Raw genomic sequence first — 25,548 nt, forward strand, 5'->3', positions numbered from 1 at the left:
ATCATAAATAAAGGCTTACAACGGTAAACAGCAGCATGGCGATCGAAACGATGCCGTTGCGCATGAAATAGACCTGTGTGACGCGGCTGTAATCATCCGCCCGGACAATGCTGTGCTGATAAACGAGCGTGCCCGCAGCGACGCCGACGCCGATATAGTAGATCCAATGCAGGGCGAGCAGATGCCCGAGCCAGAAGAAGCAGGCAATGCTCACAGCATGTACGAAACGACAGATGAGAAGCGCTCCCTTCGCCGTGAACTGCGTCGCCAGCGAATGAAGCCCCTGCGAGCGGTCGAACGCCTCATCCTGCGAGCCGTAGACAGCATCAAAGGCGCCAATCCAAAGCGCAACGGCAAGACAGAGGACAACGGTCGGCAGCGAGATCTCGCCCGTCACCGCCACCCAGCTGCCTGCCGGCGCCATGGAAATGGCAATCCCCAGCACGAGATGGCAGAGAAAGGTGAAGCGCTTTGTGTAGGGATAGATGAGAAACGGCACGACAGCCACGGGCAGCAGCATCAGACAGATCGGCCTAAGCTGCGCCACGGCCGCCAGACAGACGATGAGATAGATCACGATCGACAGCTTCGCCTCACGCGGCTTCAGATCGCCGCGCACCATGGCGCGCGAGGCCAGACGCGGCTGCTGTCTGTCGTACTTGAGGTCGGCGAGGTTGTCGAGCGCGAGCGCCGCACTCCGCGCGCCTGCAATAGCCACCGTGATCCAAAAAAGCTCGGCCAGCGGCGGCATGCCGCCTGCCGCAAGAAAAGCGCTCATATAGGCAAACGGCAGCGCAAACACCATGTGGTGCAAGGCAATATTGTTGATATGCGCGCCGATCTTAGCCAAGTCCGAGCTCCTCCCACTTCGCATCGACACGCGCCTTGATATCGTCCGACATCACGATCTCATCCGGCCATTCGCGCGTATGCCCTTCCTCCGGCCACGACTTCGTCGCGTCAATTCCAAGTTTCGTGCCCCACTTCGCCATCGGCGAGGAATGATCGAGCACATCCAGGGGCCCCTCCACCATCTCAAGGTCATACTTCGCATCGATGTTGTTGAAGACACGCCACCAGACTTCTTTCATGTCCTGCACGTTGACATGCGCATCGACGACGATGATCATCTTGCAGAACATCATCTGCCCCATGCCCCAAATGGCATGCATGACACGGCGCGCCTGCATCGGATACGTCTTCTTGATGGATACTACGCAGCAATCGTGGAAAACGCCCTCCAGCGGCATGTTGATATCGACGATTTCGGGCACCATCTGCTGCAGCAGCGGCAGGAAGATGCGCTCCGTCGCCTTCGCGAGGAAACAATCCTCCATCGGCGGCTTGCCCACCACCGTCGCGGGATAGATCGGATCCTTGCGGTGCGTGATGCAGGTGATATGGAAAACCGGATAATCGTCCGCAAGCGAATAATATCCTGTGTGATCGCCGAAAGGCCCCTCGCGCCTGCGCTCGCTCTCAAGCACATATCCCTCGAGAACGATCTCGCTCGTCGCCGGCACCTCGATATCGACCGTCTTGCACTTGACCATCTCCACCGATTTATGGCGCAGGAAGCCCGCAAAGACCATCTCGTCAATATCGCGCGGCAGCGGCGCCGTTGCCGCATAGGTCAGCACGGGATCGGTCCCGATGGCAACGGCGACTTCGATGCGGTCCTTGCCCTGCGCCTTTGCCTCGCGGAAATTCTCCGCACCGTTCTTGTGAATGTGCCAGTGCATACCCGTCGTATTCTTGTCGTACTTTTGCAGGCGGTACATGCCGACGTTGCGCTTGCCCGTCTCCGGGTTCTTCGTAAAGACGAGCGGCAGCGTGATGAACGGCCCCCCGTCGTCAGGCCAGCACTTGAGGATCGGCAGGATGTCGAGCGACGGGTTCTCCATCTCCACGACTTCCTGGCACGGTGCTTTCTTCACATATTTGGGGAAATTTATCGCCTTGCGCATCTTTGGTATGAGCGTCACGAGATCCATCTTGTTCGCGAGCGAAATCTTCGGCAGGCGCATGAAAGCGCGCAGGTCCTCGGCGATATCGTCGAGCTTCTCCACGCCGAGGGCGATGCACATGCGTTCCATGCTGCCGAAAGCGTTCATGAGCACGGGCATGTTATAGCCCTTGACGTTCTCAAAGAGCAGCGCGACGTTCTTTTCGCCCTCCATCTTCGAGACGCGGTCCGTGATCTCCGTGATCTCGAGCTCGGCATCGACCTCCGTACGAATACGGTGCAAAAGGCCGCGTGCCTCAAGCTCGGCGATGAACTCACGTAAATCCTTGAAAGCCAAAATGATTCCTCCTTATTTGCGCAAGACAAAACGAACGATGAGATAGCTTGCCTCATAGAGCAAGATCATGGGAACGGCGATCATCGTCTGAGAAAAAACATCGGGCGTCGGCGAGATGACGGCTCCGATGACGAAAGACAGGAACACCACGACGCGCTGCTGCCGCCAGAGAAAGGCCGAACCCACGAAGCCGAGCTTGGCGAGAACGACGATGATGAGCGGCAGCTCGAAGACACAGCCAAAAGGCAGGATGAAGGCAAGCACGAAGTCGAGGTATTTGCCGAGGGAAAACAGCGGCTCTAGGGAGTCCGTGCCGAAGCCGACAAAAAACCGAATGGCGGCGGGCAGCACGATGAAAAAGGAAAAAAGCAGCCCCGCAAAAAAGAGCACGACGGATGTCGGCACGATGAGGAGCAGCGCCTTTCGTTCGCGCATGGTCAGCGCCGGCAGAATAAAGCGCCAGATCTGGTAAAAAACGATGGGCACAGCAAGCAAAAAACCGCCGAACACAGCGATTTTCAAATACGTGAAAAACGCCTCGGCGGGCTGCATGTAATAGAGTTTGCCCGCCGGGGCCGTCAAACAGCGCATGATATCGTCGATGTAGAAATAGGCGACGCCGCTGCCGACAGCAACGGCGATCATGGAATAGATGAGCCGCTTTCTGAGTTCCTCGAGATGTGCAATGATGGACATGCTGCCATCCTTGCGCTCCTCCTGCGGGGACGCCGTCAAAGGAGCGGCGTCCGGGAGCGCCGCCCCCGCTCCCGCCGTCCGCTGCAAACCCGCGGCTGTTGTTTCCGCCCCGGAGCCGGCGCCTTCTGCTGCGGCATTTTCCTGAGCCGCAGCGCCTGCACGCGCCAAAAAAGCGGCTTCTTCCGCCGTGCCGGGCTCCAGTGCAGCAGCACTTTCATTCAGCGGCTGCTCGTTCTTTTCATATGTCATTTTTCGCCCGTCTCATCTTTTTTTCCCATGGCCGGCAGCTCCGGTGTGACATCCACGGTATTGTTCTCCACCTCGGCCTTGCCCTCCTTGAATTCCTTCACGCTCCTGCCGAGCGCCTTGCCGATTTCCGGCAACTTGCGCGGGCCAAAGATGATGAGCGCGACAAGAAGGATCGCTCCGAGTTCATATATGCCTATCATCCGCTACCTCCCTTGCCCGTCTTCAGACTTCACGGCCGTATTCTGCTGCGCCTCGGCCGTCTTTGCGGCCCCTTCTTCCATCGGCTGCGGCGGCGCCGGCTCGGAAGCGAGCGGCTGCTGGCCTGCAGGCGGCTGTGCCGGCGGCGGCTGCACGGACTGCGGAGGAGCGCTGTTCTCCAGCGGTTTGTTCACATCGGACATCAAACTGTTCGTCGCTTTTTTGAACTCGCTGAGCCCCTTGCCGACAGCGCGGCCGATCTCGGGCAGCTTGCCCGGCCCGAAAACAACAAGGGCAATGACAAATATCAGAATGAGCTCCGGAAAGCCCAGATTAAACATAGCTTTTCCCCCTTACGGAAAGTCTGCTTCAACCCAAGCAGAAAGGACCCTCTAGGATTCGCGCTTGGCGATATAGTCAGCCGCCTGACAGAAGGTTTCGCGCACCTTCTTCGGCAGCCCGGCAGGCAGCGCCTTCTTGGACTCGCCCAAAAACTCCTGCACCTTCCCCTGTGCATAATCGATGCCGTCCGATGTCCGTACGATTTCCAGAGCACGCTCGACATCGGTGCGCGTCATCTTCTCATTCGTCACGATGGAAAGAAGCTCCTCCTTGCAGGTGCTTACCTCAAGGGCACGAATCACCGGCAGTGTCACGATTCCCTCGTGGATATCGTTGCCCGCCGGTTTGCCGATCTTCTTCTTGTCCGAGGTCAGATCGAGCAGATCGTCCGTAATCTGAAATGCCATGCCCAAATACTTTCCATAGGTATGGAGACCTCGCTCGGCCTCCTCGCCCAAGTCTGCGACAATCGCACCGAGCTCACAGCACGTCGCAAGGAAATTTGCCGTTTTCTTCGCGATGCGCTCGTAATACTCGTCAAGATCGCATGAGGCGTGATAAAGTTCCTTGTTCTGGATGAGCTCACCCGCGCTCAGATCCATGATGAGCCGCGCGACGCGGCCTGACACGCGGTCGCCGTAGCCATTTTCCACGATGAGCAGAAACGCGCGGGCAAACAGGTAGTCACCCGAGAGAATCGCCTGCTGGTTGCCCCACATAGAATTTGCCGTAGCCGCCCCGCGCCGCGTATCCGCATGATCGAGCACGTCGTCATGCACGAGCGAAGCCATATGGATGAGCTCAAGCGCCACAGCCAACGGCATCAAGCGGCGTATGTCGAAATCCTTTCCGCTCCGCGCCGCCAGGAAAAAGAGCGCCGGCCGCAGCCTCTTGCCGCCGGATTTCACGAGATGCGTGCCGATTTCCGTAATGCGTCCCACCGGCGAGACAACCGCCTGCAAAAGCTCTTCCTCCAGAAGCGCAAGATCTTTCTTTATCACATGAAACATCGAATTGATGAACATTCCATCACCTACACGTTTACGATTTCATAATGCTTTCATAATACACCATTCATGCTCTTTTGTCATGAACTTTCTTTGACCGCCGCCCTTTTCTCCGCACAAAAAATCATGCTCAAAGAAGCTTCTTGTCGAGTTCTTCCTGCCAGGCAACAAGATCCGAGAGCCGCACATGATCGATGACGTCCTTGAGCGCCTCATGCAGCTTCTGCCAGAGCAGAAGCGTCGCACATCGCTCGTGGCGCGAACAGTCGTTGATCTCCATATCCATGCAGGCAACAGGCGCAAGGCTCCCTTCGATAAGACACAGGATGCTGCCGACCGTATATTCCGACGGATCCCGCATCAGCCGGTAGCCGCCCTGCGGCCCACGGCTGCTCTTGACAAAGCCGGCCTTGTTGAGCACAGAAACAATCTGCTCGAGATACTTCTCCGAAATCTCCTGCCTGCGTGCGATGTCCTTGATGCGCACCGGCTCATCCTGCCCTTGCAGCGCAATATCCATCATGAGACGCAGCGCATATCTTCCCCTCGTTGAAATCTTCATATATTTTCCCCCGCTTGGTTAAAATTTTTCCGTATACCATTATATCATTCCTATATGATATATTTATATATTACCATTATAGCGCATTTTCGGCAAACCGGAAAAGTCGAAAAGAATGCGCGCCGCCCTTTGCAAACTTCCTTGAACCCCGTATAATACAAAGAGACATTTCATCCAAAAACACGCAAGGAGGAAAAGATCATGCCAACACCACATAATTCCGCCCAGCCCGGCGATATTGCCGAGCGCATCCTGCTGCCCGGCGACCCGCTGCGCGCAAAATACATCGCTGAAAACTTCCTGGAGGACAGCCGGGAATACACGCGCGTGCGCAATGTGCTCGGCTATACGGGCAAATACAAGGGCGTGCCCGTTTCCGTCCAGGGCACGGGCATGGGCATGCCGTCGATCGCCATTTATGCCCACGAGCTCATCCATGTCTACGGCGTCAAAAAACTCCTGCGCGTCGGCAGCTGCGGCGCACTGGCAAAGGACATCCACATCCGCGACATCGTCATCGCCCAGGGCACGACAACGGATTCTTCCATGCCGCGCAATATCTTCGGCGCTTCCGTCAACTTCGCGCCGCTCGCTGACTTTTCCCTGCTCGAGCGTGCCGTCAGCCGGGCGCGTGAAAAGGAACTTCCCGTACGCGTCGGCAATGTGCTCTCGCAGGATCGCTTCTACGATGATGAAATCGATTTCCAGAAGCTCCTTTCCTACGGCGTTCTCGCCGCCGAAATGGAAACAGCGGCGCTCTACCTGCTCGCCGCCAAATTCGGCGTGCAGGCGCTCGGCATTTTCACCGTCAGCGACCACATCACCTGCAAGGAAAAACCTTCAACGCCGGAGGAACGCGAGACATCGTTCAACGATATGATCACCCTCTCACTCGAAACCATCATCGCGGAAGAATGATCCGCAGCCCTCGTTGGCTGAGGCCCCCATCGCACATACGAAAACAACCCTGCGGAACCATTACCGCAGGGTTGTTTTATGCGAATCACCGCAAGTTTTTCATTTTCAGCATACCGCTTACTGATGCAGGGCGTCGTAGACCCAGTCGGAGTTCAGCTTGCGCATGGAGATGCGAAGCCCGGCGTCCGTCCTGTTCATGGACAGTGCGAAGAATTTCTCCGTGCCGTGGTCGTTGATCTTGAAAATGCTGTCGAAATGGTTGCCCCTGCCGTAGAAGCTCAAAAACGTCATCGGATAGGTATTGAACGTTCCGTTGCGGAAAAACGCCACCAGGTTGTTGTCGGAATCGTACCAATGTCCGTCGAGGTAATCATAGGCGCTGTCGGGTACAATAAAACGTTCCTTATGCACGGCAACGCCGTTCAGGCGGACGGACGGGCGAAAGAACGGATTGTTCTTTTCCTTGTCATTTTTCGCTTCGTTCGAGTACTCGACGGGAATGTTGCGGAAGCCGCCGGGCTCCTGCACCTGCACAGCCGCTGCGAAGTTGCCGGGCGTGCCCGTCATCGTGATCATTTCCATTTCATACGTGTTGAGATTGCCGTTGCGAACGATGGCGAACAGCGTGCCGTTCTCGTCGTACCAGCTGCCCTCGAGATAATCAAGCTCCGAATATGCCTCTGCCTGCGGTGCCGCAAGGAACAGGGAACAAGCAAAAAGAGCCACGGCCAGGAATTTCTTCATTTTTTCTGCCTCCTTAAATAACATTGCATGTCTATATTCTTCGTCTGGGCTTAAACTCCTGCTTTTAAGACCTAATTTCCTTAACAATAAAACCGGTCGATTTGGATAACGGGATAATAGCGTGCGTTCAGCTTCTTGATCTCGCGTTGGAGGAAGAAGCGAAGAGCCTCATCCGTCATCTTGCAGTCGGGCGCAACCTGTACATCAAAGATGAGCTTCCTGCCGCCTCCCTTTGCCGTCGTCATGCGGAAATCGTGAATGGAGCTGCCCAGCTTCTCCCGCTGCACCAGCGCCTCGATTTCCTCGCGCACGCGGTTTGTCTCCGGGTCGTCGACAACAACGGGATCCATATGCACGGTAACGATGATGCGATATTTCCTGCGCAGGAGCTCCTCGAGCCCATCCACGATCTCGTGCGCCTTGAGGAAATCCATCGAAGCCGGCACCTCGGCATGAACCGAGGCAAAGATACGTCCCGGTCCATAGTCATGGATAATGATGTCATGGACGCCCGTGATACAGCGATGCCGAAGGACTGTCTTCCCGATGCCTTGGACAAGCGCCTTATCGGGCGGCTTGCCGAGGAGCGGCTGCAGCGTATCGCGTGCCGACTCCCAGCCGCTGTGCAGGATGAAAAGGGCTACGAGGATTCCTGCCCAGCCGTCGATATCAATGCCGCTCAAGTAGTAGAGGGCAAGGCTCACGACGACGACAATCGTCGCAACGCAGTCGTTCAGGCTGTCTGCGGCAGCAGCACGGATGGCGGCCGAATCAATGCGCGCACCGATCGTCTTGTTGAAGCGTCCGAGCCAGAGCTGCAGGCCGATGGATGCCGCGAGGATGACAAGCATGGGCAAATCGACTTCGGGTGGACTCGGCTCTATGATTTTTTCAACGGATGCTTCCAGAAGCTTGAAGCCAATCAGAAGAATCAGGCCTGCGATGCAGAAGCCGGCCACATACTCAACGCGCCCGTGCCCGTAAGGATGCTCGGCATCCGCCGGCTTTGCCGCAAGGCGGAAGCCCAGCAGCGTCGCAATCGACGCTGCCGCATCCGCGAGGTTATGAATGGCGTCGGCAACGACGGAAACGGCACCGCTCATAAGCCCTAAGAGGAGTTTTACACCGCTGAGGATGAGATTTACTGCGATGCCGACGCGTCCGCTGAGGCTGCCGTAGGCATAGCGCACTTCGGGCAGCGTCGTTTTTTCATAATCTCGAATAAAACGACGGAAAAGAAATTCATACATCCCGTCTTTACGCCTCCGTCAAAAACGCCGTATAGCCTTTCTTCACTTCATAGACGTCGACCTTGCTCGTGACTTCCCACGGGGCATGCATCGAAAGGACGGCCACGCCGCTGTCGATGACCTGCATGCCATAGAGCGCCATGATATAGGCGATCGTACCGCCGCCGCCGAGATCGACCTTGCCAAGCTCGGCGGATTGGTAATGCACGCCGTGTTTATCCAGCATGGCACGCAGCTCGCCGAGGTATTCGGCGTTTGCATCGTTCGAGCCCGACTTGCCGCGTGCGCCCGTGAACTTGTTGAACACCATGCCATGCCCGAGATGCGCTACATTCCGCTTATCAAAGGCCTCTGCATAGAGCGCATCGTAGCCCGAGGAAACATCGGAGGAAAGCATCTTGGAGTTCGCAAGCGCACGGCGCACGGCAAGCTCGGAATACTGCCCGAGCGTGTTCATCAGTTCGGCCAACATATTCTCGAAGAAGTGCGACTGCATCCCCGTCGCACCGACACTGCCGATTTCCTCCTTGTCGACGAGCAGGCAGCAGGCCGTGCGCTTGAGCCTTCCCGTTTCGAGCATGGCGGCAAGCGAGGTGTAGGAGCAAACGCGGTCATCCTGCCCGTAGCCAAGGATCATGCTGCGATCGAGCCCCATTTCCCGCGCCGGCCCTGCCGGTACGAAGGAGAGCTCCGCCGACAGAAAATCCTCTTCCTCCATGCCGTACTTCTCCTTCAGGAGATGCAGCACATTTTTCTGCGCCGCCTCCTTCTCCTCGCCCTGCAGCGGCAGCGTGCCGACGAGCACGTCGAGCTTTTCGCCCTCGATCACTTTCGCCGCCGGCTTCTTGAGCTGTTCCTGCGAAAGATGCACGAGGAGATCCGTCACGCAAAAAGCCGGCTCCGACGCATCCTCACCGATCGTCACATCAAGCACCGTGCCGTCCTTCTTCACGACAACGCCGTGCAGCGCCAAAGGCACCGTAACCCACTGGTACTTCTTGATGCCTCCATAGTAATGCGTGTCGAGGTAGGCAAGACCGCTGTCCTCATAAAGCGGGTTCTGCTTCACATCAAGACGGCAGGTGTCAATATGCGCACCGAGAATCGCCATGCCGTTTTCGATGGGTTCCGTACCGACATTGAAGAGTGCAAGCGCCTTCTTCATATAGACGGCATAGACCTTTGCTCCCGGCGCGAGCTGCCTGCCCGACTGGATGACGGTGTCGAGGTTCTCATAGCCTGCAGCCTCAGCCCGGCGCACGATCTCCCTGACGCTTTCGCGTTCCGTCTTGCATTCCGACAGGAACCGGATATAGCCTTGGGAAAGCTTCTCCAGCTCCGCTTTCTCGGCTGCAGAGTAGGTAGTCCAAGGCAATTTCTTCTTGTCTTTTTCTTTTGCCATTTTTTATCACCTATTTTCCGGGATGACGAATTTTTTTCGCATCCCCGCCCTAAAACCGCCGCTCACTTCCCGGCGATTTTCCTATGCCAACTTTTCCAGGATCGAGGAAAAATCTTCCCTTGTCTCCGCACGGTTGAAGAGTTCCCGCAGCCGTGCGCTGTTTTTCATGCCCCGCGTGTACCAAGTCGCATGTTTGCGCATCTCGCGCGGCCCAATATGGCTCCCCTTCGTCTCAATGAGCATATCGAGATGACGCAGGATGAGCGCCCGCTTCTCCTCCACGGTCGGCGGCGCAGGCGTCTCACCCGTCTTGACGAATGTCGCCAATTCTCTGAAGAGCCAGGGATTCCCCTGTGCGGCGCGGCCGATCATCACGCCGTCTGCCCCCGTTGCCGCCAGGATGCGCGAAAGGTCTCCGGCATTCCGCACATCACCGTTCGCTATGACCGGGATGCGGACGCCCTGCTTCACAGCGCGGATAATATCCCAGTCCGCCTGTCCGCTGTAGAACTGCTCGCGCGTCCTGCCATGCACGGCAACGGCATCGACGCCGGCATCCTCCGCCAGGCGTGCGATTTCCACGGCGTTCACATGCGCCTCGTCCCAGCCCTTGCGAATCTTCAGCGTCACGGGAAGGCGTACGGCTCGCCGCAGCGCCCGGAGAATTTCCCGTGCGCGCTTTGGTTCGCGCATCAAGGCCGAGCCTTCGCCGTTTTTCACAATCTTCGGCGCAGGACAGCCCATATTGAAATCAATAACATCCGCCACGCCAAGGCTCTCGACATAAGCCGCCGCACGCGCGACGGCCTCCGGCGCATTGCCGAAAAGCTGCAGCGCCAGAGGCCTTTCGCGCGCGTCCGTCCGAAGCATACGGAGCGTCCTCTCATTGCGGTAATTGATGCCGTTCACACTGACCATTTCCGTATAGACAAGCGGGCAGCCAAGCTCATGCGCGAGGATGCGGTAAGCCATGTCCGTCACCCCCGCCATCGGCGCGAGAAAGACGGGCACGGGAAAATCAAATGCGCCGAGCCTCATTCCGAATTCCTTTCGTAGAGCACGCGCAGCCCCGTGAGCGTCAGAAAGTGATCGATCTTGTCGATGGTCTTTGATTCACGCGCCACCATGCGCGCATAACCGCCCGTCGCGACGACCTTGGTTTCATCCCAGCCCATTTCCTTCTTCATGCGCCGCACAATCTCGTCAATCTGTCCGACATAGCCATAAATGATGCCCGCCTGCATACCGCTGACCGTATTGCGGCTGATGATGCGCTTCGGCGTCACGAGCTCGATGCGCGGCAGCTTTGCGGCACGCTGGAAAAGGGCGTCCGCCGAGCTTGAAAGCCCCGGCGCAATGACGCCGCCCATGAAATCGCCGTCCGGCGTGACGGCATCGAAAGTCGTCGCCGTACCGATATCTATGACAATCAAGGGACCGCCGTACTGCTCAAAAGCACCCGCAACATTCACGATGCGGTCGGCGCCAATCTCGCGCGGATTTTCATAAGAAATGCGGAACCCCGTTCGGATGCCGGGCCCGACGACAAGCGGACGGATGCGGAAGTAGCGCTCACACATCTTGATCATCGGCACCATCAAAGGCGGTACAACGGATGAAATAATGATGGCCTCCACCTCGTCCATGCGGATGTTCTGATAGGCAAAGAGATTGTTGATGAGCATACCGTATTCGTCGCCCGTCTTCTGCCTGTCCGTGGAAATACGCCAATGCCGCAGCAGCTTTTTTCCTTCATAAGTGCCCATAACGATATTGCTGTTGCCAATGTCAAAAACCAGTAACATGCTCCATCCTCCCAGGTCTTCTCCGCCCAGCTGCAGCCGGCGGCGCCTCACCCTTGTTTTGGCCTGATCGATACATCGCCGGCAAGCACCCGGCGCATCCCTTCCTCCGTCTCGACGAGCAGGGCGCCCTCCTCGTCGATGTCAACGGCACGCCCATCGAAGGTCTCCTTCTTCGCGGCGCCGATTACATGAACCTCCTGTCCAAGCGTCACAGCATACTTTCGCCAGCGCTCGACGATGGGTGCGAATCCCTCGCGCTCCAAAAGTGCCCAAAGCTCATCCATCGCCTCGAGTACAGCTTGGAAAACCGCGATGCGCGGCAAAGGCTCCCCCTTCATCTGGGAAAGCGAGGTCGCCTTGTCCCGGATATCCTCCGGAAATTCCTCCGCAGCGATATTGACATTGATGCCCGTCCCAATCACGATATAGTTGATGCCGTCGAGTTCGGCGCTCATCTCCGTCAGGATGCCCGTAAGCTTCCTGCCCTCGTGCAGGATATCGTTCGGCCACTTGATTTCCGCCCTGAGGCCGAAGCGCTCCATGGCCATGGCAACGGCCACAGCCGCAAGAAACGTGCACTTCGGCGCTTCCCGCGGCAAGAATTGCGGCCGCAGGATTACGGAAAACCAGATGCCCTTGCCCTTGGGGCAGAAATAGGGACGTTCCAGGCGGCCGCGTCCTTTCCCCTGTTCCTCGGCCACGACGACGGTTCCCTCAGCAGCGCCCTGCGCCGCAAGCTGTTTGGCAACATTGTTCGTCGAATCGATTTCCTCGAGAAAAACGATGTCCCGACCGATCCGTTTCGTCCGGAGGCCGTTCTTGATTTCTTCGGGCAGCAGACGGTCGGGCGCAACCTTCAGGGCATAGCCGTTCCTCGATTGACTGACGATGTCGTAGCCCGCCTCACGCAGTTCCCTTATATGCTTCCAGACCGCCGTGCGTGAGACGCCAAGCCGCTTGGCAATCTCCTCGCCGGAAATATACGAGGCTCCCGCCTTGCGCAGGATTTTCAGAATCGTGGAGCGCAAAATCATCCCTCCTGACGAAAAGGGCTGTTTCCGTGAAACAGCCCTTTTCTTTGGAATCGCTGACCGGAGGCAGCTTTCCCTTATCCGTCATGCCGCGTCACATTGAGCTTGGGCGCGATTTCCTTCTCTTCCGCCTCTTCTTCCGCCGGCTCTTCCTCCGGTTTTGTGAGGTTCGTCAAAACCGGCGTGTGCAGCGGCTCAAGAATCACTCCGTCCCGATCGTCCGGGTCGTCCTCATCCGCCTCATCCTTCGCAGGCTTCTCCGTAATCTTGCCCGTCTCGACAAGCTCCTCAAGCTCGGAGGCGTCAAGGGTCTCGCGTTCCATCAAGGCCGCGGCGATAAGATCGAGCTTATCGCGGTTGTCTATGATGATCTTGCGGCAGGCCTCATAGGCCTCGTCGATATAGCGGCGAACTTCCTTGTCAATCTCGCTCGCGACTTCCTCCGAATAGTTGCGCTGGTGATTCAAGTCACGACCGAGGAACACTTGGTGCTCGGCTCCCTCACCGTAAGAAATCGGTCCGAGCACCTCGCTCATGCCATACTGCGTGATCATGCTGCGCACAATGCGCGAGGCATGCTGTATATCCTGCGAGGCACCCGTCGAAATCTCCTTGAGGACGACTTCCTCCGCAACGCGTCCGCCCATAGCGACCTTGAGCTTATCCATCAGTTCCGAACGCGTCGCATAGGAACGATCTTCTTTGGGCAGCATCAGCGTATAGCCGCCCGCCCTGCCGCGGGGAATGATCGTGACCTTGTGCACGGGATCGGCGTTCGGCAGGAGCATGCCGACGAGCGTATGCCCGCCCTCGTGGTAAGCCGTGAGCTCCTTTTCCTTGTCCGTCATGACCTTGGAACGGCGCTCGGGGCCTGCCATGACGCGCTCAATCGATTCTTCAAGCTCATTCATGCCTATGCGCTTCTTGTCACGCCGCGCCGTCAAAAGCGCCGCTTCATTCACAAGATTGGAAAGATCTGCGCCCGTGAATCCCGGCGTGCGCCGGGCAAGAATGTCGAGATCGACATCGCCCGTCATCGGCTTGCCCTTAGAATGAACCTGCAAAATCGCCAGACGCCCCCGCACATCCGGTTTGTCGACGACGATCTGCCTGTCGAAGCGGCCGGGGCGCAAAAGCGCCGGATCGAGAATATCGGGACGGTTCGTCGCCGCCATGATGATGATGCCCTCGTTCGCCGCGAAACCGTCCATCTCGACGAGCAGCTGATTGAGCGTCTGCTCGCGCTCGTCGTGTCCGCCCCCGACGCCTGCACCGCGCTGACGTCCCACGGCATCGATCTCGTCGATGAAGACGATGCACGGCGCATTCTTCTTGGCCTGCTCAAAGAGGTCGCGCACACGCGATGCACCGACGCCGACGAACATCTCGACGAAGTCCGAGCCGCTGATCGTAAAGAACGGCACACCCGCCTCCCCTGCGACAGCGCGCGCGAGCAGCGTCTTGCCCGTACCCGGCGGCCCGTAGAGCAGAACACCCTTGGGAATGCGTGCGCCGAGATCGTTGAACTTCTTCGGATGCTTGAGGAACTCAACGACCTCCTCAAGCTCCTGTTTCGCTTCATCCGCACCCGCCACATCCGTAAACGTGACCTTCATCTTGTCGCTCGCCGTCATGCGTGCCCGGCTCTTGCCGAACGACATCACTCGGCCTCCGCCGCCCTGCGTCTGCTGCATGATGAAGAACCAGACGCCGATCAGGAGCAGAATGGGCAGGATGGACGAAAACATCGTCGACCACCACGGCGTCTCCGGCGGACGCTCCGCTTTGATTTCCACATTCTTGTCCTGCAGCGTCTTGAGGAGATTCGTATCCTGGTTCGGCGCGTCGGGCGTGATCGTCAGGAATTCCGTGCCGTCCGCCAACGTGCCCTTCACAATATTATTCTCCAGCGTGACCTTCGCGACCTCGCCCTTTTGAACCTGCTGCAGGAATTCCGTATAGTTGACCTCCTGGCTCGTCGTTTCCCGCGTCTGGAAATAATCAATCGCGGAAATAGCGATCAAGATGATCAGCAGATAGAACACCACGCTGCGAAAAAGTTTATTCAATCGGTCATCCTCCTGTTCCAAAACGATGCCCTAAAGAAACGCCGTCCGCCCATGCGGCGGCGTTTTCCTGGTTTCCCCATAGCTGTGTCGGCAAAAAACTTCCCTTTTCCTGCCAACAAAAAAACCTCTACAGCGTTTCATTATAACATCATTCCGGGCGTTAGACAAATCATTTGCAGGCATTTGTGAATCATTTCCGCAGCCGGCAGCGCTTTGCTGTACAGGGGCGGTTATTTCTCGTAAACCTCGGGTTTCAAAACGCCCAGATAAGGGAGGTTCCGATACTTTTGATCGTAGTCGAGACCATAGCCGACAAGGAAAGCGTCCGGCACCTCGGCGCCGCAGTAATCGAGCTGCACAGCAACCTTGCGGCGCGACGGCTTGCTTAAAAGCGAACAGAGCTTCACACTCTTCGCCTTGCGATGCCGGAAATTTTCCATCAAATAGTGCATGGAAAGCCCCGAATCCACGATGTCCTCTACGAGAAGGATGTTGCGTCCCGCAACACTCTTCGCCAGGTCGAGGAGGATCTGCACATCGCCCGACGAATCCGTACCGCTCCCGTAGCTTGAAAGCTGCATGAAATCAAGCGTCACGGGAAGATCGATGGCACGCACGAGATCGGCATAGAAAAGCACCGCGCCCTTCAGGATGCCGACGGCATAGATCTCTTCGCCCGCGTAATCGCGTGTGATTTCGCGACCCAGGCGGGTCACCATCTCCGCCAGCTGCTCCTCGTTGAAGAGGATTGTTTCCAAATCTTTATGCATGGTACCTGCTCCTTTATATCGAAGTTGTCGTTTTTTCGTCATCCGGCAGAGGATCAGCGCGCAGCCGCACAATGCGCCCCGAGGCGCTTTCCACCCGGGCAGCAGCGAAGCGGCGCAGGCCGACAGCCCAAAGGACAGCCCCCGCTTCCGTACAGACGAGCGGCACCTGGTCGCGTTCCCTGCGCGGCACATGAGCGGCGATAAAAAAATCCTTGAGCTTCTTGCCGTCCTGTGCGGCTCCTATGCGGTCACCCGGCTTTCGCGTGCGCACGACAGGCGTGCCGAGAGACGCCGCATCCGCATAAACCTCCGTGATTCCGTCTGTGATGCGGCGCTCCTCAACAAACTCCGCCTCGATCACAAGGCCGAACTGCGGCAAAAGCGTCCTCCCGGGGACAGCAAGCAGCACGGGGCAATCCTCCGCTCCAGGGGCGCCCTGCCTCTCATCTTTCACGGAAAGACTCCGTGCAGAAGACGCAGGAAAAAAATGCGCCCTTTCCCAATCGATCTCCAGATGAATCCGTCCCGGCAAATCCCGGGAAAGCCCGCTTTTCTCGCCGATCAGCATACGGCGCACCGTTTCCACCTGTCCATAGTCCCAAGTGTGCGCCGGATTGGTAAAAAATCGGCCCGCCCTTTGCACCATGCGCCTCTGCACGGCCACAGGCTGTTCACGAAAACCGCTGCGGCAAATGCTGAGCCGATTCCCCTCGCGCCTCGTCATCCGCGCAAAAGCTCCTGCCGTCCATTCCTCGAGCGCCTCATCGTCGGCACGGCTCGTCTCCGCAAAACGCACAAGCGCGTTCCCCACGGCACTGTTGACCTGCGCCTCAAGGCGCGGCACGATCTCAAGGCGCAAGTAATTGCGCCGTCCATCCGCCGCATCATTCGTTGCATCGTGGCGCACTTCGATGTCACGCGCCGCACAATAAGCAACAAGCTCTGCCTTCCGCAGGCCGAGAAGCGGACGCACGATATCGCCTGCACACGGCCGCATGCCCGCCGCGCCATGCAGTCCCGCCCCCCGCAAAATATGCAGGAGCACCGTTTCCGCCTGGTCGTCCGCATGATGCGCCGCAGCGATGGCCGAAGCGCCGAGCGTCGCCTTCAGGCGGCGCAAAAAACGGTAGCGCATATCGCGCGCCGCCGTCTCGAGCGAAAGCTTCGCTGCCCGCGCATAGGCAGGCACATCCGCCGCCTCCACGGTGCAGGGAACGCCGCGCGCCTCGCAGAAGGCAGCAACATAGCGAGCATCCTCGCGCGAGGCCTCGCCCCGAATACCATGCTCAAAATGCGCCGCATGAAGCGAAAGGCGCAGTCTCTCCCGCAGGCGCAACAGGATGTCGAGCAGAGCCATCGAGTCCGCCCCGCCTGAAACGGCGACAACGAGAAACGCATCCGAAAGCCCTATGCCGTTTTCCGTGCAAAAACGCAAGACTCTGTCCAGCATCCCGCTCTCCTTTTTCCCATGAACAAAGGAAAAGCACTCCGATGAAAGAGTGCTTTTATCAATCAGTCCCTGCGCGAACCGCGTCCGCCGCGTTTCGAATCCGTCTTGCGGCGCAAATCCGTCAAACGCTCATCGCTGTCCTTGAGGAAGCGCGAGAGCTTGTCCTCAAAAGAGGCGCTGCCCGGGCTGAAGCGCCCCTGGCGTCTGAAATCGCCGCCCCGGCGCGGCGGCATCGGACGGCGCGGCGCTTCCGCCGGCCTTGCTTCCTGCGGCTTCTTTTCCTGCAGCTGTTTGATGGAAAGGCCAATCTTGCCGCGATCATCAACCGTCAGCACCTTGACCTTCACCTTATCTTTTTCTTTGAGGAAATCATGCACGTCCCTCACGTACTCGTCCGCAACCTCAGAAATATGGACGAGACCGACCTTCCCCTCAGGCAGTTCGACGAACGCCCCAAAAGGCGTAATCCCCGTCACAACACCTTCAACAATACTGCCTACTTCAATGGACAAATTATTTCCTCCTTAAATATACTTGTAGAAAAGCCCCCATAGCGCCTTTCCTTCTGTGCCCGGCAAATTCGCATCCGCCAAGCGTGCATTCCTATTATACTCTTGCGGCTTTCGCGCTGTCAAGGAATTCACAGCTTTTCTGCTATCGCAGCACCGCCTGCAGCTGCTGCAGGTACTCCAGCGTGCAGCCCGTCCGCCTGCTGATTTCTTCCAGGGGAACACGATTCCGGAGCAAAGGGAAGATTTCCAGCATCATCTGCTGGGTTTCCGTCCGTCCTTTATGTTCGCCCTCGGCACGTCCTTTGCGTTCGCCCTCGGCACGGCCCTTACGCTCGCCCTCGGCAATTCCCTCAAGTTTTCCTTCCCGAAAGCCTTCCTTGCGTTCTTCCATCATTTTCATAGCAAAGGTCATGTAGTTCACCTTCTCTCCTTCCTCGCGTCTGACTTTCTCAATCTCCTGCTCGATTTCCTGCACCAGCCTGTCCTCGCTGCTCACTCCGTTGACGTATTGCAGGAATGCCTTAACGGAACGGTCTACCTCCCCCACGCTGCCCTTGGTGTTGAGAAATATCTTTGTCGTACCGTCCTCCAGTTTCACTTCCTTATCTTCCAGGCAAATATTTTCAAAGGTATAGATATACCGGCCTTCTCCAAACGGATCGAACGGGCAGATGAAGATGATGATGCTCTTGTTCAGGTTGTCATAGTCCGCTCCCGCCGCCAGAAGATCCGCGTCCATCATCGACTGGTAGTATCGCGTCCTCTTGCTCAGCCCGTCCCCTTCCAGCTGCCTGACCTGCATCTCAATGTTATAGACGGTGTCTTTCTCATCCTTCACGTAGATGTCCAGACGGATTCCTTTCCCTTGGTATCGCGCTGTCATCGTTTTTTCCGCTTCAAGATAGACGATATCCCGAATTTTCATGCCGAGCGTACATTCCAGCATGCTCTTGCAGATGGGCTTGCGGCTCATGATGAGCTTGAACATGTAGTCATCTCGAATGGTCAGCTCTTCCCACGGTTTGATTCGATACTCCTTCATGCGCCCCACCTCTTTGCTTTTACTGCAGCACCGCCTGCAGCTGCTGCAGGTACTCCAGCGTGCAGCCCGTCCGCCTGCTGATTTCTTCCAGGGGAACACGATTCCGGAGCAAAGGGAAGATTTCCAGCATCATCTGCTGGGTTTCCGTCCGGCCTTTATGTTCGCCCTCGGCACGGCCTTTGCGTTCGCCCTCGGCAATTCCCTCCAGTTTTCCTTCCCGAAAGCCTTCCTTGCGTTCTTCCATCATTTTCATGGCAAAGGTCATGTAGTTCACCTTCTCTCCTTCCTCGCGCCTGACTTTCTCAATCTCCTGCTCGATTTCCTGCACCAGCCTGTCCTCGCTGCTCACTCCGTTGACGTATTGCAGGAATGCCTTAACAGAACGGTCGATCTCCCCCACGCTGCCCTTGGTGTTGAGAAATATCTTTGTCGTGCCGTCCTCCAGTTTCACTTCCTTATCTTCCAGGCAAATATTTTCAAAGGTATAGATATACCGCCCTTCTCCAAACGGATCGAACGGGCAGATGAAGATGATGATGCTCTTGTTCAGGTTGTCATAGTCTGCTCCCGCCGCCAGAAGATCCGCGTCCATCATCGACTGGTAGTACCGCGTCCTCTTGCTCAGCCCGTCCCCTTCCAGCTGCCTGACCTGCATCTCAATGTTATAGACGGTGTCTTTCTCATCCTTCACGTAGATGTCCAGACGGATTCCTTTCCCTTGGTATCGCGCTGTCATCGTTTTTTCCGCTTCAAGATAGATGATATCCTGAATTTTCATGCCGAGCGTGCATTCCAGCATGCTCTTGCAGATGGGCTTGCGGCTCATGATGAGCTTGAACATGTAGTCATCTCGAATGGTCAGCTCTTCCCACGGTTTGATTCGATACTCCTTCATGCGCCCCACCTCTTTGCTTTTATTTTACGGTCTTTTCCCGTGCAAAGCAAGAAAAACCGCAGCAGATTCTTTCTCCGCTGCGCTTCATTTCCACATAAGGTCACTTCAGTATCCAAAAACAAAAAGCGCCGTATATCCTGCTGTTTCCAACATGAATAAACGACGCTTTTCAACTATAATTTTTTATTCCTTGATCGTGTCGAAATACGCAGCGATATCTTCGATTACTTTGTCCATCCCAACGCCCGTGATAAACGGCAGTCCTGGGAAACGCTGTATTCCCCGAAGCACGGAATCAGAAATCGTTGTCGTCGGCACCACAACATGCGGCAGAAAAGTATCCAGCTTTGCAGGGACATCCAAAGCATTACACTCTACCACATCTACATCATATCCCTTGTCATTGAGCATCTGACGCATTTTTATTGACATTCACGGTATAATATACTTATTGAATATATACCTTATTGCTTCAACGATGTGCAACTTACAATACACAACATCTTCGTCAGAAAGGATTACACTCTTCATGAAATCATTTTCCATCTTGCAAAACAGCGAAATCATGAATGCCCTTCGAAATCATCATAGACAGTACCTTGTAGGAACTCTCCAAAACCCACAAGATCTTAATCATATTTCAGATACAGAAATTGAAGTCGGTATTACTTCATATCAGGAATGGGCGATTGAACCAACACATTTTCACACACGAAATACCGAATATATGTATATGCTTGAGGGTGAAACAAAGTACCTTAATTTGGAAACAGGCGAGGAACATCATTTTACGCAGGGAGATTTCTTTGTTATACGAAAAAATATTCGTTATGCACAAAAATCTCTGCCTCATACCAGTCTGATTTTCTTTAAGTATCCAGGGGGAAATGATAAAGTTATTACAGAATTAGATGAAAAAACTCGTTCTTGGTTAGCTTCTTGGCAAGCCGATATTTAGACAAAATATCAGTTCTCTCCATAATCTATCAAAACATCAAAAGTTGAAAGCCCCAGGCAAAAAGCGTGGGGCTTTCAACTTTTGATATTTAGACATGTGTCTTATCATATTCAACCAGCGCCTTGTAGATATCTCCCACTCCATCAACAACAAAAGTTGCTTCGATACCATTGCTTTTCAAATCATCCACTGTCGATTCTCCTGAGAGAACCAGAATGGATGTAATCCCTGCATTAACACCTGTGCGAATATCTGTGTAAACACGATCGCCAACCATAGCAAAATCCTTCTGTTTAAATTTTTCACGTCTCTTGAAAGCGCAGGCGATAATCTCGGCATTTGGTTTGCCAATGACTTTAGGAACTTTTCCCGTCGAGGCTTTGATGAGCTCAATCATCGAGCCAGTGTCAGGAATGAATCCATTCTCTACCGGACAGTTGAAATCCGGATGTGTCGCGATATATGTCACTCCATCACGTACAAAATCACATCCTTTACGAAGCTTTTCATACGTCAATGTCATATCAAATCCCAAAACAACAAAATCAGGATTTTGATCTGTCAACGTAATGCCAGCCTTACGAAACGTCGCTTCAAGTTCCGGTGTCCCCATAAGATAAACGCGCGCATGTTCTTTTTGTTGGTTGAGGTAAATGACCGTTGCATCCCCTGATGTGAGCACATGATCCGCATCACATGGAATCCCCAAGTTCGTCATCTTCTTTACATAATGAGAACCATCTTTAGAGGAATTATTTGTCAGAAAAAGATACTCCCTACCGCTTTCAATGATGTAATCCATGAACTCTTTCGCCCCAGGCAAGAGCACCTGCCCGAGATTAATTGTCCCATCCATATCCAACAAGAAACAACGGATTTCTCCCATTTTCCTCATACCGAACCTCCTTTCTAGAAAATAACAATCTTGTCCCCTATGGTAAGAGCTTCTGGGGCTTCTTCGCCCTTGAGAGAGATTTGTCCAGGCAATTCGACATCTGTTCCGCCATGAAAGCAAAAGGTGCAATGACCGAGTTCTGCGAGTGTCTGCAAAGCCTCTTCTCCAATAGCTGTAATCACAAAATTTTTCTGTCCGAGAACAACTGTATCGCCAACTTCAATGTCCCCGCAAATCTCTCCATGCGTATGCATAAAGCAAACTTCTGCCAAAACCTCATTTGGGGTATCACCAAAGATGATCAGATGGCCGCCCGCAAGCAAATCAGCGGCCATCTCACCAACACGAATAACTTCAACTTCAAATTTCATGGCTTCCACCTCTTAGGCGAAGAGTCCAATACCAACAAAGTAGGCAATAACCACAGCGACAGGACCAGCAATCGCACGGGAAATCAGAATGGCGGGCACACCAATCTCTACCGTTTCCGATTCTGCCTCCATCAGGCTCAAACCAACTGGGAGGAAATCGCAGCCAACTTGCGTATCAATCGCAAAGAATGCCGGCAGTGCAAAGCTCGGTGGAATAGCACCTGCCGCAATCTGTGTTCCAAGAAGCACACCGATAACCTGTGCAATAACAGCACCAGGCCCCAGAAGTGGAGAAAGCACTGGTAATCCGCAAATAATCGAGATTACGACGAGTCCAACGAGACTTCCCGCATAAGGAGAAATAGTCTGAGCAATGAAGTCGCCCAATCCAGTCTGAAGGATGATCCCAACAATCATGCTGACGAATGCCATAAACGGCAGAATCGTCTTAATGCACATATCGATGGTATCCCTGCCTGCCTGGAAAAAGATGTTGATGACACCGCCAGCAGCCTTACCAAACTTCGCCAAAAAACTTGTAGACTGTGGTGCTTGCTCCGGAACACTCGATTCCGTTTCGCTTTGTACAGAAGCAGCTGATGCAGCAGAAGTTACTGCAGCCTCTGCAGCCTCGCCTTCCAGTAAGAACATTGTATTTTCTTTCACATCAGAAACATAAATATCCTCGTGGATAAATTTCGCCATAGGTCCAGATTTACCAACAGGTGTAAGATTGACCGTTGGTATTCCCTTCTTTGGATAAATGCCGCAGCGAAGCGTACCGCCACAATCGATAACAGCTACGGCAACTTCATCATCAGGAACACCTGTCTTGAAACCGTCAACGACCTCTGCGCCCAGAAGTTGCCCCAGTTTCACAGCAACCGGACTCAATCCGCCGCCTGTAATGCAAACAACCTTCGTTCTCTTTCCTTCAACCTTTACTGTAAGCGGGCCGCCCCATCCATTTGGTCCCTTTTCTATTTTTACCAAATTTGCCATTTTCGCACCTCTTTCTTAGTTTTCCGCTGCATGGTTGAGATGAAAATTATCCATGAATCGTATCATCGGTCAGAAGTTTGCTATTATTTTTCTTCAGCATATAAAGTGTGATACGTTCAGTGAGAAGCCCACGGATAAAGATGGCTATGACACCTGCCAAGAAATAGCGAACTGCAAGTTCTGCCGTTGGCAGCCCCAGCGCAGCCACACCCTGTGCAATTCCCAGCCAAACAAAAAGTTCTGCTGGATTCGCATGTGGGAATAAACCTGTAATCGGATGACAAAAACTAATAGCAGAGTCCATATAGGCCGGCTTGTAGCGTTCCGGAAGAAAGCGCCCCAAGGTATAGGCCATCGGATTTCCCAAGAAGAACATCGCCAATACAGGAAGAACCGTATAGCGAAGCAAAATATTGCGGGCAGTAAATTTCGCAATAATGTTGATCCGTTCTTGTCCAATGATATTGATCAAAGCGTTGACAGCTGTAATCAACACGATAATCATCGGTAACATTCCTGTCACCATGCCAGTGAAGCTTTCACCGCCTCTCTGGAACAAAGAAATAAATCCTGCCGCCCAATTCCCTAACATTTCCATTTGATAACAACCCCTTCTTTTTTAGATTTTTATGAAAACATTTCCTGTTTTCATAATAAGACAGGTGGGCATGAAACATGCCCGAGGATCTTGTTGCATATCATAAGAAACACTCGATCGTGAATTCACATCACCTCCAAAGGAACCGATGTATTACCCGCAATATCTTTCTTCTGGAGTTTTTCACGTATTTGTGTCAATGCTTGCTGTATTGCTTGTCTCTCATTTTTGCTCTTGAAGTCTCTATTGTAAAGCTCTTCAATCTCATAGCCACAAAATTCTTTTTTTTCTCGGAATCGAGCGAATACACTGATACCCGACATCATGCGTGCGATGATAATCTTACCCGTCTCATCACTGACAAGCACAACGACCTTGCCTGGGCCAAGCTTGCTTTTTTTGACGCCAAGACCAGGAATCCCCTTGTCTTTAACTTCGAGAATCGTTCGTTTGAAGTGGTTCATCTGTCGATAAGCCATAAAAGACTGCAAGATGTAAAAAGCAACAAGAATAGCAACATATTTCCACATAAACGTCAGCTCCTGATTTCAAAACGACTCTTATTTCTCTTCATGCAAGAACGCATCAACTTTTTCCGCATACTTTTCGAGCATTCCTAAATCATGGAGGAGATTCAAGATCGTATACCGCTGGCGAACTTCGTGTGCTACAAGCACACTATTGTGAACAATCTCATCCGAAATCCCTACTTCAATGGGACGAAGCGGTGCTCCAGCTTTCTTCATGATATTTTCCACGACCGTATATGGTTGTGCCGATGCAGCAATCTCTTGAATTTTTGCTATATTCTCCTTAATGAAGGACAATCTTTTCAAGCGTAAATCCACATCATTGCGCTTATCCTTCGCTGCATTCGCAATAATGCCCGGCGCAGCCTGTTGATAAAAGCATCTCATCTTATCTTCCCATGCTACCTGATCGAAGGCTCGAATTTCCTTTTCAGCATGTGCAAAATCAAAGTCTTTCTCTTTGGACAGCCACTCGTATATCTTTGCAATAATGATGCTCGTCAACCCAACCTTCGTGCCATGCAGCAAAGCCTCTTTCCCTTGGAAAAGAAACATTGTTTCCCAATAGTGGGACATGTGATGTTCTGAACCAGATGCCGGACGCGAATTACCGACATAGCTCATGGCAATCCCCGTACGAATAAGGCCATCCATGATATCCTCGATACCCTCATCATCAAAATTTCCATCAGCGGGTAAGCGATTGACACTGTCAACACATTTCTCAATAGCCTTAACAGAAAGATGTGCTGACGGTTCGCAGAAGTATTCACCATTGATGAATTTGCTCAGATTCCAATCCGTCAATGCCGAATACTTGCCAATCATATCACCAAGACCAGCAAGAATCATCCTCTTAGGAGCTTTTTTCAGAATATCGATATCACCTATAATAACCTTAGGCAAATCACATCTGACACTCGATTTCAGATTGTTCAGCGTCAACGCTGACGTATCAGAAACAAAACCATCCATCGAAGGTGCTGTAGCCACAAGAATTTCCGGCAACTTCGTCTTACGCGCAACGAATTTCGTTACATCATTGATAACGCCCGATCCCACTGCCAAAAGGAGATCTGTTGAATCCTCAATCTGAGCCAAAAGCGTTCCCAATGCCGCTTCATCCGGCACCAAACTAGCTTTTGTTTTATAACAATAGGCCGTGTAGCCGACGCCTGCTTCTTCAAGAATCTTGAGAACCTGTTCCCCTGCTGCAGCGAAAGTATTCGCGTCACTAATGACAAGAGGTTTCTTGTAGCCGCGCTGTTTTACAACCTCAACAACGCGTTTTAAGGCACCCTTGGCAACAACGACTGAGTCAACATCCATGCAATGTTCCTTGCCACAAGAGCATTTCAGTGATACACCCAAAAGATCATTTAAGCCTAGCTGATCCACATTTTCCATTGATAAATCCATGCTTTTGGCCTCCAATCACCACGAAAAGCATTGACAAAAATCAGGTGCGCCCGAGAGAATTGCATTTACTTTCTCAAATGTTCTTGCTCCAATTCAATGATGCGCTGAACCTTAGGTTGGGAGCGTGACTTCTCCGAGAATTCCGCCTCGAGCCAAACATCGACAATTTTTTTGGCCAGTTCAACGCCGATGACGCGTTCTCCCAGGCAAAGAATCTGAGCATTGTTGCTCATTCTTGCCCTCTCTGCCGAGAATGGATCGTGGCATACTGCCGCACGCACGCCGGGAACCTTATTTGCACATATGCACATACCGAGACCCGTACCGCAGAAAAGAATGGCTCGTTTGTACTTTCCCTCGGCCACCGCATCCGCTACCTTGAAGGCAACATCCGGGTAGAGAATGACTTCGCCTGCGGCGGCGCCGAAATCGTCGCACTCAATCCCTTTCTCGTTCAAATACTTTATAATCTCGACCTTTAAATTATACGCCGCTTCATCACATCCAACAGCAATTTTCTCCATAGATAT

29 protein-coding genes are annotated in these 25,548 nt (G+C 54.0%); 2 read left to right on the top strand and 27 right to left on the bottom strand.

Annotated features, from left to right (window positions below):
• Window position 1: 1 nt before the first annotated feature.
• The 7 genes from ACRTGH_RS01255 to ACRTGH_RS01285 all read right to left on the bottom strand — a co-directional run bounded on the left by ACRTGH_RS01255 (window position 2) and on the right by ACRTGH_RS01285 (window position 5,357).
• The gene (locus ACRTGH_RS01255; RefSeq protein WP_368847277.1) at window positions 2-850 is read right to left on the bottom strand and encodes a 4-hydroxybenzoate octaprenyltransferase; all 849 of its coding nucleotides are present in this window, start codon (window positions 848-850) and stop codon (window positions 2-4) included.
• The gene (locus tag ACRTGH_RS01260; protein WP_368847276.1) at window positions 843-2,303 is read right to left on the bottom strand and encodes a menaquinone biosynthesis decarboxylase; all 1,461 of its coding nucleotides are present in this window, start codon (window positions 2,301-2,303) and stop codon (window positions 843-845) included. Before ACRTGH_RS01260 ends, ACRTGH_RS01255 begins: the two co-directional genes overlap by 8 nt.
• A gap of 12 nt (window positions 2,304-2,315) precedes the next feature.
• Entirely contained in the window at window positions 2,316-3,248 is a 933-nt protein-coding gene (gene tatC / locus ACRTGH_RS01265; protein ID WP_368847275.1) for a twin-arginine translocase subunit TatC, read from the bottom strand.
• Window positions 3,245-3,448, bottom strand: coding sequence for a twin-arginine translocase TatA/TatE family subunit (tatA, locus tag ACRTGH_RS01270; RefSeq protein ID WP_368847274.1), 204 nt, complete (start codon window positions 3,446-3,448; stop codon window positions 3,245-3,247). The genes tatC and tatA overlap by 4 nt, the downstream gene beginning before the upstream one ends.
• A gap of 3 nt (window positions 3,449-3,451) precedes the next feature.
• On the bottom strand, window positions 3,452-3,787 hold the full coding sequence (locus tag ACRTGH_RS01275; RefSeq protein WP_368847273.1) for a twin-arginine translocase TatA/TatE family subunit: 336 nt from the start codon (window positions 3,785-3,787) through the stop codon (window positions 3,452-3,454).
• A 51-nt stretch (window positions 3,788-3,838) separates the two neighbouring features.
• Window positions 3,839-4,813 carry a polyprenyl synthetase family protein gene (locus ACRTGH_RS01280; protein ID WP_368847272.1) on the bottom strand — a complete coding sequence of 325 codons (975 nt, stop codon included), beginning with the start codon at window positions 4,811-4,813 and terminating at the stop codon, window positions 3,839-3,841.
• 112 nt (window positions 4,814-4,925) lie between these two features.
• Entirely contained in the window at window positions 4,926-5,357 is a 432-nt protein-coding gene (locus ACRTGH_RS01285; protein ID WP_368847271.1) for an RrF2 family transcriptional regulator, read from the bottom strand.
• Window positions 5,358-5,558: 201 nt separating this feature from the next.
• Between ACRTGH_RS01285 and deoD the strand changes: the two genes are divergently transcribed.
• On the top strand, window positions 5,559-6,275 hold the full coding sequence (gene deoD, locus ACRTGH_RS01290) for a purine-nucleoside phosphorylase (protein WP_368847270.1): 717 nt from the start codon (window positions 5,559-5,561) through the stop codon (window positions 6,273-6,275).
• 117 nt (window positions 6,276-6,392) lie between these two features.
• Here deoD and ACRTGH_RS01295 read toward each other — a convergent pair whose 3' ends face one another.
• From ACRTGH_RS01295 to ACRTGH_RS01355, 13 genes are all read right to left on the bottom strand, one after another.
• Complete coding sequence (locus ACRTGH_RS01295) at window positions 6,393-7,019, bottom strand: hypothetical protein (RefSeq protein ID WP_368847269.1); 627 nt, start codon at window positions 7,017-7,019, stop codon at window positions 6,393-6,395.
• A gap of 80 nt (window positions 7,020-7,099) precedes the next feature.
• The gene (locus tag ACRTGH_RS01300; protein ID WP_368847268.1) at window positions 7,100-8,269 is read right to left on the bottom strand and encodes a cation diffusion facilitator family transporter; all 1,170 of its coding nucleotides are present in this window, start codon (window positions 8,267-8,269) and stop codon (window positions 7,100-7,102) included.
• 7 nt (window positions 8,270-8,276) lie between these two features.
• Complete coding sequence (locus ACRTGH_RS01305; RefSeq protein ID WP_368847267.1) at window positions 8,277-9,671, bottom strand: aminopeptidase; 1,395 nt, start codon at window positions 9,669-9,671, stop codon at window positions 8,277-8,279.
• 81 nt (window positions 9,672-9,752) lie between these two features.
• Window positions 9,753-10,709 (bottom strand): tRNA dihydrouridine synthase DusB, encoded by a 957-nt coding sequence (dusB, locus tag ACRTGH_RS01310; RefSeq protein ID WP_368847266.1) that lies wholly within the window; start codon window positions 10,707-10,709, stop codon window positions 9,753-9,755.
• On the bottom strand, window positions 10,706-11,476 hold the full coding sequence (locus tag ACRTGH_RS01315) for a type III pantothenate kinase (RefSeq protein WP_368847265.1): 771 nt from the start codon (window positions 11,474-11,476) through the stop codon (window positions 10,706-10,708). The genes dusB and ACRTGH_RS01315 overlap by 4 nt, the downstream gene beginning before the upstream one ends.
• A 47-nt stretch (window positions 11,477-11,523) precedes the next feature.
• On the bottom strand, window positions 11,524-12,504 hold the full coding sequence (locus ACRTGH_RS01320; protein WP_368847264.1) for a biotin--[acetyl-CoA-carboxylase] ligase: 981 nt from the start codon (window positions 12,502-12,504) through the stop codon (window positions 11,524-11,526).
• An 80-nt stretch (window positions 12,505-12,584) separates the two neighbouring features.
• Entirely contained in the window at window positions 12,585-14,576 is a 1,992-nt protein-coding gene (gene ftsH / locus ACRTGH_RS01325) for an ATP-dependent zinc metalloprotease FtsH (RefSeq protein WP_368847263.1), read from the bottom strand.
• A 230-nt stretch (window positions 14,577-14,806) separates the two neighbouring features.
• The gene (gene hpt, locus ACRTGH_RS01330; RefSeq protein ID WP_368847262.1) at window positions 14,807-15,346 is read right to left on the bottom strand and encodes a hypoxanthine phosphoribosyltransferase; all 540 of its coding nucleotides are present in this window, start codon (window positions 15,344-15,346) and stop codon (window positions 14,807-14,809) included.
• A gap of 13 nt (window positions 15,347-15,359) precedes the next feature.
• On the bottom strand, window positions 15,360-16,796 hold the full coding sequence (tilS, locus tag ACRTGH_RS01335) for a tRNA lysidine(34) synthetase TilS (RefSeq protein WP_368847261.1): 1,437 nt from the start codon (window positions 16,794-16,796) through the stop codon (window positions 15,360-15,362).
• Between the two features lie 62 nt (window positions 16,797-16,858).
• Window positions 16,859-17,308, bottom strand: coding sequence for a S1 domain-containing RNA-binding protein (locus tag ACRTGH_RS01340; protein ID WP_368847260.1), 450 nt, complete (start codon window positions 17,306-17,308; stop codon window positions 16,859-16,861).
• 142 nt (window positions 17,309-17,450) lie between these two features.
• Window positions 17,451-18,350 (bottom strand): Rpn family recombination-promoting nuclease/putative transposase, encoded by a 900-nt coding sequence (locus ACRTGH_RS01345; RefSeq protein ID WP_438474507.1) that lies wholly within the window; start codon window positions 18,348-18,350, stop codon window positions 17,451-17,453.
• Window positions 18,351-18,369: 19 nt separating this feature from the next.
• Window positions 18,370-19,245 carry an Rpn family recombination-promoting nuclease/putative transposase gene (locus tag ACRTGH_RS01350; protein ID WP_368847258.1) on the bottom strand — a complete coding sequence of 292 codons (876 nt, stop codon included), beginning with the start codon at window positions 19,243-19,245 and terminating at the stop codon, window positions 18,370-18,372.
• A 183-nt stretch (window positions 19,246-19,428) separates the two neighbouring features.
• On the bottom strand, window positions 19,429-19,665 hold the full coding sequence (locus tag ACRTGH_RS01355; RefSeq protein ID WP_368847257.1) for a PTS sugar transporter subunit IIB: 237 nt from the start codon (window positions 19,663-19,665) through the stop codon (window positions 19,429-19,431).
• Window positions 19,666-19,774: 109 nt separating this feature from the next.
• On the opposite strand from ACRTGH_RS01355, the gene ACRTGH_RS01360 reads away from it, so the two are divergent.
• On the top strand, window positions 19,775-20,203 hold the full coding sequence (locus tag ACRTGH_RS01360) for a cupin domain-containing protein (protein ID WP_368847256.1): 429 nt from the start codon (window positions 19,775-19,777) through the stop codon (window positions 20,201-20,203).
• A gap of 88 nt (window positions 20,204-20,291) precedes the next feature.
• Here the strand turns inward: ACRTGH_RS01360 and ACRTGH_RS01365 are convergent, their stop codons facing one another.
• From ACRTGH_RS01365 to rpiB, 7 genes are all read right to left on the bottom strand, one after another.
• The gene (locus ACRTGH_RS01365; protein ID WP_368847255.1) at window positions 20,292-21,098 is read right to left on the bottom strand and encodes an HAD-IIA family hydrolase; all 807 of its coding nucleotides are present in this window, start codon (window positions 21,096-21,098) and stop codon (window positions 20,292-20,294) included.
• A 14-nt stretch (window positions 21,099-21,112) separates the two neighbouring features.
• Window positions 21,113-21,469, bottom strand: coding sequence for a PTS glucitol/sorbitol transporter subunit IIA (locus ACRTGH_RS01370; RefSeq protein ID WP_368847254.1), 357 nt, complete (start codon window positions 21,467-21,469; stop codon window positions 21,113-21,115).
• Between the two features lie 12 nt (window positions 21,470-21,481).
• A complete protein-coding gene (gene srlE, locus ACRTGH_RS01375) occupies window positions 21,482-22,471 on the bottom strand; it encodes a PTS glucitol/sorbitol transporter subunit IIB (RefSeq protein WP_368847253.1) in 990 nt (329 codons plus the stop codon).
• Window positions 22,472-22,517: 46 nt separating this feature from the next.
• Entirely contained in the window at window positions 22,518-23,069 is a 552-nt protein-coding gene (gene srlA / locus ACRTGH_RS01380) for a PTS glucitol/sorbitol transporter subunit IIC (RefSeq protein ID WP_368847252.1), read from the bottom strand.
• A 125-nt stretch (window positions 23,070-23,194) separates the two neighbouring features.
• Complete coding sequence (locus tag ACRTGH_RS01385) at window positions 23,195-23,599, bottom strand: transcriptional regulator GutM (RefSeq protein ID WP_368847251.1); 405 nt, start codon at window positions 23,597-23,599, stop codon at window positions 23,195-23,197.
• Between the two features lie 30 nt (window positions 23,600-23,629).
• Window positions 23,630-25,018 (bottom strand): sn-glycerol-1-phosphate dehydrogenase, encoded by a 1,389-nt coding sequence (locus ACRTGH_RS01390; protein WP_368847250.1) that lies wholly within the window; start codon window positions 25,016-25,018, stop codon window positions 23,630-23,632.
• 65 nt (window positions 25,019-25,083) lie between these two features.
• The gene (gene rpiB / locus ACRTGH_RS01395; RefSeq protein WP_368847249.1) at window positions 25,084-25,542 is read right to left on the bottom strand and encodes a ribose 5-phosphate isomerase B; all 459 of its coding nucleotides are present in this window, start codon (window positions 25,540-25,542) and stop codon (window positions 25,084-25,086) included.
• Window positions 25,543-25,548 lie beyond the last annotated feature (6 nt).

This window comes from Selenomonas oralis (assembly GCF_051603425.1).
Classification (GTDB): Bacteria; Bacillota; Negativicutes; order Selenomonadales; family Selenomonadaceae; genus Selenomonas; species Selenomonas sputigena_A.

Coding starts and splice junctions, on each gene's coding strand:
- tatC (WP_368847275.1), bottom strand. CDS start 3,248: ATGACATATGAAAAGAACGAGCAGCCGCTGAATGAAAGTGCTGCTGCA.
- tatA (WP_368847274.1), bottom strand. CDS start 3,448: ATGATAGGCATATATGAACTCGGAGCGATCCTTCTTGTCGCGCTCATC.
- ACRTGH_RS01275 (WP_368847273.1), bottom strand. CDS start 3,787: ATGTTTAATCTGGGCTTTCCGGAGCTCATTCTGATATTTGTCATTGCC.
- ACRTGH_RS01280 (WP_368847272.1), bottom strand. CDS start 4,813: ATGTTCATCAATTCGATGTTTCATGTGATAAAGAAAGATCTTGCGCTT.
- ACRTGH_RS01285 (WP_368847271.1), bottom strand. CDS start 5,357: ATGAAGATTTCAACGAGGGGAAGATATGCGCTGCGTCTCATGATGGAT.
- deoD (WP_368847270.1), top strand. CDS start 5,559: ATGCCAACACCACATAATTCCGCCCAGCCCGGCGATATTGCCGAGCGC.
- ACRTGH_RS01295 (WP_368847269.1), bottom strand. CDS start 7,019: ATGAAGAAATTCCTGGCCGTGGCTCTTTTTGCTTGTTCCCTGTTCCTT.
- ACRTGH_RS01300 (WP_368847268.1), bottom strand. CDS start 8,269: ATGTATGAATTTCTTTTCCGTCGTTTTATTCGAGATTATGAAAAAACG.
- ACRTGH_RS01305 (WP_368847267.1), bottom strand. CDS start 9,671: ATGGCAAAAGAAAAAGACAAGAAGAAATTGCCTTGGACTACCTACTCT.
- dusB (WP_368847266.1), bottom strand. CDS start 10,709: ATGAGGCTCGGCGCATTTGATTTTCCCGTGCCCGTCTTTCTCGCGCCG.
- ACRTGH_RS01315 (WP_368847265.1), bottom strand. CDS start 11,476: ATGTTACTGGTTTTTGACATTGGCAACAGCAATATCGTTATGGGCACT.
- hpt (WP_368847262.1), bottom strand. CDS start 15,346: ATGCATAAAGATTTGGAAACAATCCTCTTCAACGAGGAGCAGCTGGCG.
- tilS (WP_368847261.1), bottom strand. CDS start 16,796: ATGCTGGACAGAGTCTTGCGTTTTTGCACGGAAAACGGCATAGGGCTT.
- ACRTGH_RS01345 (WP_438474507.1), bottom strand. CDS start 18,350: ATGAAGGAGTATCGAATCAAACCGTGGGAAGAGCTGACCATTCGAGAT.
- ACRTGH_RS01350 (WP_368847258.1), bottom strand. CDS start 19,245: ATGAAGGAGTATCGAATCAAACCGTGGGAAGAGCTGACCATTCGAGAT.
- ACRTGH_RS01355 (WP_368847257.1), bottom strand. CDS start 19,665: ATGCGTCAGATGCTCAATGACAAGGGATATGATGTAGATGTGGTAGAG.
- ACRTGH_RS01360 (WP_368847256.1), top strand. CDS start 19,775: ATGAAATCATTTTCCATCTTGCAAAACAGCGAAATCATGAATGCCCTT.
- ACRTGH_RS01365 (WP_368847255.1), bottom strand. CDS start 21,098: ATGAGGAAAATGGGAGAAATCCGTTGTTTCTTGTTGGATATGGATGGG.
- ACRTGH_RS01370 (WP_368847254.1), bottom strand. CDS start 21,469: ATGAAATTTGAAGTTGAAGTTATTCGTGTTGGTGAGATGGCCGCTGAT.
- srlE (WP_368847253.1), bottom strand. CDS start 22,471: ATGGCAAATTTGGTAAAAATAGAAAAGGGACCAAATGGATGGGGCGGC.
- srlA (WP_368847252.1), bottom strand. CDS start 23,069: ATGGAAATGTTAGGGAATTGGGCGGCAGGATTTATTTCTTTGTTCCAG.
- ACRTGH_RS01385 (WP_368847251.1), bottom strand. CDS start 23,599: ATGTGGAAATATGTTGCTATTCTTGTTGCTTTTTACATCTTGCAGTCT.
- ACRTGH_RS01390 (WP_368847250.1), bottom strand. CDS start 25,018: ATGGATTTATCAATGGAAAATGTGGATCAGCTAGGCTTAAATGATCTT.
- rpiB (WP_368847249.1), bottom strand. CDS start 25,542: ATGGAGAAAATTGCTGTTGGATGTGATGAAGCGGCGTATAATTTAAAG.